Here is a 6206-nt window from a genome sequence, read left to right as displayed (position 1 = left end):
AAAGGCACTGGGCATTACGATTTGGCGATTGCGATTGGTATTTTAGCCGCCAGTGGGCAATTGCCGTGTGAGCATTTACACGCATACGAATTTGCAGGTGAACTTGGTTTAACAGGGCAATTACGTGCGATACGCGGTGGCTTGGCATTGGCGATGGCGGCGCGCGATGCACAGCGCACTTTAGTGATTAGCAGCGCCAGTAGTGCCGAAGCCGCCTTGATTCAGGATGCCTCCGTGCTAGCGGCCGAACATTTGTTGCAAGTTTGCCAGCATTTAAATGGCAGTGAATCGCTCGCAACAGCCGTACCACCCGCAGAAATTCCCACACCAACTTACCCCGACTTAGCCGATGTCAAAGGCCAAACCGCCGCCCGCCGTGCTTTGGAAGTTGCTGCTGCGGGCAATCACTCGCTGCTACTGATTGGCCCACCAGGCACGGGTAAATCAATGTTGGCGCAGCGCTTACCCGGATTACTGCCCGCCTTGTTAGAACACGAAGCGCTCGAAGCCGCGGCTGTGCAATCTTTGGGGCAAAATGGCCTCGATCCGCGCCAATTTGGACAACGCCCGTTCCGTAGCCCGCACCACACTGCGTCAAGCGTGGCCTTAGTCGGTGGCGGCAGCGTGCCACAGCCAGGTGAAATTTCACTGGCGCATCACGGGGTGCTTTTTCTAGATGAACTCCCCGAATTTGATCGAAAAGTTTTAGAAGTTTTGCGTGAGCCTTTAGAGAACGGCAAAATCCACATTTCTCGTGCGGCGCGGCAAGCTGAGTTTCCAGCACGATTTCAACTGGTCGCCGCGATGAACCCCTGCCCTTGCGGTTATCTGGGGCATCCACAAAAAGCCTGCCGCTGTACGCCAGAGCAAATTGCACGCTATCGCGGGCGGATTTCTGGGCCACTACTCGATCGAATCGATATGGTCGTCGAAGTACCGGCACTTCCCGAAAGCGTGCTACTCGCGCGCGGCCAAGGCGAAAGCAGTGCTCCGGTGCGCGAGCGAGTCGGCGCCGCGCGGCAACGACAATACACGCGGCAAGGGCTGCACAATTCGGGCTTGCTCGGTGCATCATTAGATGAACATTGCCAGCCCGATGCCGCCGGTTTAGCTTTGTTGCAAAATGCGGTGCAAAAACTCGGCTGGTCAGCGCGAGCCTATCATCGGGTGTTGCGCGTGGCGCGTACTATTGCTGATTTAGCCAACAGCGAAGCAATCACCAAACAACATCTCGCCGAAGCGATTCAATATCGGCGCGGCATTGAGTAGATGTATTTTCTTGTAGCCCTTGTAGAATAAGGCCTATATAGCAATACATTAAAACAAAAACCCGCGAAAAACACGAAAGGCTGAAAAATGCACGAATTACACTGAGAAAGCTCGAATCAAGTTCAACACAGAAAATTTGCAGTAAGAAACGACATATTGATTCCATCGGTTTTTAAACACGATAAAATAATCAAAACGGATTCTCTTCGTTTGGTTTTTTCGTGCCTTTGATGTTTTTCGTGGACTCAAGCTTTCCCGTTCTCTGCTAGACTTCTCCCCAATCATTTTTTATCGGTTTCACGTGAAACAATGGCTGCTCCTAAATACGACGAATCTTCCGTTAAGGTCTTAAAAGGTCTTGATCCAGTCCGCCACCGCCCTGGCATGTATACCCGCACCGACAATCCGCTGCACATTTGCCAAGAAGTCATCGACAACGCGGCCGATGAAGCGCTCGGCGGCTATGCCACGCAAATTGAAGTGACGCTATACCGCAATCAATCGATGCGCGTGGTCGACAATGGCCGCGGTATTCCAGTGGGCTTGCATCCAGAAGAAGGCGTGCCAACCGTACAAGTTGTGTTTACCCAGCTGCACGCTGGCGGTAAATTCGATAAGAAAGACGGCGGAGCCTACTCGTTCTCTGGCGGATTGCATGGTGTGGGCGTGTCGGTCACCAATGCGCTCTCAACGCGTTTGGAAGTCGAAGTGCGCCGCGAAGGGCAAATCAATCGCTTGGTGTTCTCGGGTGGCGAGGTTATCGAGCCATTAGCGGTATTGGGAACAACAACCAAAAAAGACACTGGCACGCGCGTCTTTGTTGAGCCTGATGCGCAGTATTTTGATAGCGCGACGATTCCGCTGGGTGAGCTAGAGCATTTACTGAAATCCAAAGCCGTATTGTTGCCGGGCTTGGTGGTCACACTGAATGTGGAGCAAGCCAGCGGTGAAATGCTGGAAAAACGCTGGTGCTACCCAGATGGACTACTCGGTTATCTGAATGAACAAGTCGCCGGTTACACGCAAATCGTACCGATTTTGCAAGGCGAGAAATACATCGAAGGCGAAGACGAAACCTTTAGCCGTGGCGAAGGCTGCGCTTGGGCGCTCACGTGGACCGAAGACGGCGCGGTGAATCGCGAATCGTACGTCAATCTAATTCCAACGCCTGCGGGCGGTACGCACGAAAGCGGCCTGCGCGATGGTGTATTTCAAGTGGTTAAAACCTTTATCGATTTTCATAACTTGCTGCCGAAAGGCGTGAAGTTGCTGCCGGAAGATTTATTCAGCCGCTGCTCGTTTGTGCTATCGGCCAAGGTGCTTGATCCGCAATTCCAAGGCCAAACCAAAGACAAACTCACCAGCCGTGACGGACTCAAACTCGTCTCAGCCATGGTGCGTTCGCCGTTCGAATTGTGGCTGAACGAACACGTTGATCTGGGCAAAAAACTCGCCGAACTCGCAATTCGCGCCGCGCAATCGCGGCAGAAAAACGCGCAGAAAGTCGAAAAGAAAAAGTCTTCAGGGGTGGCGGTGCTGCCGGGCAAACTCACCGATTGCGCATCGGACGAAACCGAGCGCTGCGAATTATTCCTCGTCGAGGGTGATTCGGCGGGCGGCTCGGCCAAAATGGGCCGCGATAAAGATTTCCAAGCGATTTTGCCGCTGCGCGGTAAAGTGCTGAATACATGGGAAGTCGATAAAGACCAGATTTTCGGCAATAACGAAGTCCACGATATGGCCGTCGCGATTGGCGTTGACCCACACACGCTCGATGGCGCAGCGGATTTAAGCGGTCTGCGTTACGGCAAAATCATCATTATGTCCGATGCGGACGTCGATGGATCGCACATTCAAGTGCTGCTGCTAACGCTGTTTTATCGTCATTTCCCACAACTAGTAGCCAACGGTCATATCTATGTCGCGCAACCGCCGCTGTACCGCGTTGATGTCGGTGGCAGTGGCAAAAACAAACCACCGCGCAAATTTTATGCGCTCGACGAAGGCGAATTGACGGCGATTTTAGACAAGCTCAAAGGCGAGAAACTACGCGAATCGGCGTGGAGCATTTCGCGTTTCAAAGGCTTGGGCGAAATGAACGCCGAGCAATTATTCGACACCACGATGAACCCCGACACCCGCCGCGTGCTGCGCGTATCGATTCCAGCGGACGTCGCTGCCAACACCCGCGATGTGATGAATATGCTGATGAGTAAATCCGAAGCATCAAGCCGCCGCGCATGGTTAGAGGCGCGTGGAAATGAAGTTGAAGCGGATTTGTAATGAGTATTGGCGTCTAGCCATTTTTAAATAATCATTGCAGCCATATACATAAAAAAAACCCGCTAGATGCGGGTTTTTTGTTGGTATAACTGGCGGCATTCGACCCAAAGTGGAAATCATTTACTATTTCTAAAATATGAAATGCAAAAAATACTCACTGGAATAATTAGCACGAACAACATAACAATTCCAGTCTCACCTAAATTAGCCAACGGCTTTGTTACTGCAAACCAAAGTGGATATGACGAGAAAATAAATACCAAAACCCTGCTAAGTCTTCTCATTTTCCAGTCAATAAGTTCTCGTGCATTTTTCGGCCATTTAGAATTTTCATAACTAAAAATACAAGCCTTTAGTGCAAGGAAAATCACAATAAACATCAGGAACGCAAGCAAACTATACAAAAATCACCTGTGAGTGGTTATTTCAAATAAAAACAAAGGTCAGCTTCTGGCTGATTGTCGCCAAATCCCAAATCAATCGACTAATCGATCCAAAATCCCCACCATCTTCTGACTGGTGTTTTCCATGCGATTCAATGCATCGATGACTTGCGATTTTTGCCCTGCTTGCCATGCATTCAATGCTGCAGTACCAGCTTGATGAATTTCGCTGTGTGGGCCTTCCATTTCGCGATAAGCGGGTAGATGACCGGCGAGCTCTTTGCCTTCGCCTTCGTAATACCAGCGGCCAAAACGGCATTGGTGCGGATCGCTCACCACCTGACTACTCACTGAGCTGGAGCCTGAAACGCCTTCATAGACATTGAATTTAAATGCAATGTGATCCAACTTACTCACTTCAACAAAAGTGCTGAGCATGTTTTTGCTCACCAACTCTTTCATCTCGCCCGATACCTCAATCAGCAGCTCCATATCCATCGATGCATTGCTGCCCATCTCGCTAAATTGCGCCGTTTCTTCGGCCATCGCATTCATCGTGGTTTTGACCGATTGTGTTTCGCTGCGAATGTCGCCGACCAGTTTGCTGATGTCTTTGGTGGCTGAACTAGTGCGCTCGGCCAATTTGCGAACTTCATCGGCGACCACGGCAAAGCCGCGGCCTTGTTCGCCAGCGCGGGCGGCTTCAATCGCTGCGTTCAGTGCTAATAAATTGGTTTGATCGGCAATTTCTTTAATCAATTGCACAATACCGCTGATTTGATCCGATTGTTGATCAAGCTTATCAACTTCGGTCACCGATTGTGCTGCGGTGCTAGACAGTTGATTCAAACTAGCCGACATCGCGGCAATCGCTTGGCTATTGTCATTGGCAAGGCGCGACAAGGCAGTAGCACTACGCAGTTCTTCTTTCATTTTTTCAGTCAGATGACCGAGTGAATGTGAAGAAGATGCAAGCGATTGGCCGAACTGCGCCATCGATTGAAATAGGGATTGATAGTATTTGCCATCGCCGTTGTCTTGCGTTTGCAGACTGGCGAGGAATTGTTGGTCACTTTGGAGTTTGCTGTTTTCTTTTTTAACTTGGTTGTTTTCGATTTGCAGTTGGCGAATTTGCTCTTGCAAGTCGGCAATCAATTTCTTTTGGCCAAAAAACATCTAAGCCTCCACAAGTATTTTCTAATCTAAACAGTATAGCGAAAAAACCTGATTTCGCGCTTTGGGTTAGCGCATAAGAGTAGAAATACGACGCTTTTTCGCGAATCCGTCGAGCAGCTTGAGTGTAGATTACAAAGTGACGAAAAACACACCGTATGCAGGGAAACCCCTGATTCCATTCGAATGTTTCACCCGTATGATGCGGCTTTATTTTTCTACTCCAGATGCAAACGTCATGAAAAAATGGATTGTTATTGCACTTGCTGCGGCAGCCTTACCAGCTTGGTATTTTGGCATGGCGAAAAAAGCGCAGTCCGAAGTCAATGTTGCGAGCGCCGCCGCTGAGCCAGAAACAACGTTGCGTATTGCATTGGAAGGCAAATATCCACCGTTCGAATATGTTAATAAAGATAACCAATTGGTTGGCTTTAATATTGATTTAGCCAATGCGCTATGCCAAGAGATGGCGGTGAAATGCAGTATTAATCGTTATGAATGGGATGATTTAATTCCTGCGGTGCAAAATAATCAAGCCGATGCGATTATCGCAACGATGTCGATCACCGATGAACGTGAAAAACTGGTGCAATTCACCCAGCCATATGCACGCGTTCCTGCAGCCTATATGGCGAACAAAAAAGAACTGTTTTTGTTTCCGGTGGTCACACAAGACCGTGTAGAAGGCAAAATTATCGGCGTAGTGGAAAAAACGACTTTTGATGATTACCTCAAAACTGAATTTCCAAGCAAAGTAACAATTAAACGCTATGCCGACGCTGAAGCACTACTCGCCGGATTGCAAAACAATGAGATTAATTTTGCTTTTGGCGATAGCGCGGTATTTGGTGAGTTTTTGCGTAATCCCAAGCATGCAGAGCATTACAGTTATGTTGGTAATGTGATTAAGTCTGATCCCCGCCTTGGCCGTGGCGAGGCGATTGCGGTCGCAAAAGGCGATACGGTGATGCAGGCGAAGTTTAATCTGGCGCTGGATAAATTGATTAAATCAGGCCAATACAAAGAAATGCAGTATAAATACTTCACACTGCAAATTATGTAAATTGCCGCTACGCGCGCCCCAACCTGATGTTGGGG

At 49.3% G+C, this 6206-nt stretch carries 4 protein-coding genes and 1 pseudogene; 3 read left to right on the top strand and 2 right to left on the bottom strand.

Features of this window, described 5'->3' with window-relative positions; translation table 11 throughout:
- On the top strand, positions 1-1269 hold a 1269-nt coding region (locus tag GM173_RS15215; RefSeq protein ID WP_203572244.1), incomplete at its 5' end, for a YifB family Mg chelatase-like AAA ATPase.
- A 309-nt stretch (positions 1270-1578) separates the two neighbouring features.
- Positions 1579-3552: a DNA topoisomerase IV subunit B gene (gene parE, locus GM173_RS15210; protein WP_203572243.1), complete on the top strand. Its 1974-nt coding sequence runs from the start codon at positions 1579-1581 to the stop codon at positions 3550-3552.
- Between the two features lie 476 nt (positions 3553-4028).
- Here parE and GM173_RS16455 read toward each other — a convergent pair whose 3' ends face one another.
- Both GM173_RS16455 and GM173_RS16450 read right to left on the bottom strand, forming a co-directional pair.
- A complete protein-coding gene (locus GM173_RS16455; RefSeq protein ID WP_239078555.1) occupies positions 4029-4373 on the bottom strand; it encodes a CZB domain-containing protein in 345 nt (114 codons plus the stop codon).
- A gap of 45 nt (positions 4374-4418) precedes the next feature.
- Positions 4419-4718: pseudogene (locus GM173_RS16450) on the bottom strand (methyl-accepting chemotaxis protein); the annotation flags it as partial.
- 628 nt (positions 4719-5346) lie between these two features.
- Between GM173_RS16450 and GM173_RS15200 the strand changes: the two are divergent.
- The gene (locus GM173_RS15200; protein WP_203572241.1) at positions 5347-6171 is read left to right on the top strand and encodes a transporter substrate-binding domain-containing protein; all 825 of its coding nucleotides are present in this window, start codon (positions 5347-5349) and stop codon (positions 6169-6171) included.
- The last annotated feature ends 35 nt before the right edge of the window (positions 6172-6206 follow it).

Origin of the sequence: Deefgea chitinilytica, assembly GCF_016881405.1 — a bacterium.
GTDB lineage: Bacteria > Pseudomonadota > Gammaproteobacteria > Burkholderiales > Chitinibacteraceae > Deefgea > Deefgea chitinilytica.
Note: the sequence above shows the minus strand (reverse complement) of the source record. Positions and strands in the feature narration are given on the sequence as shown.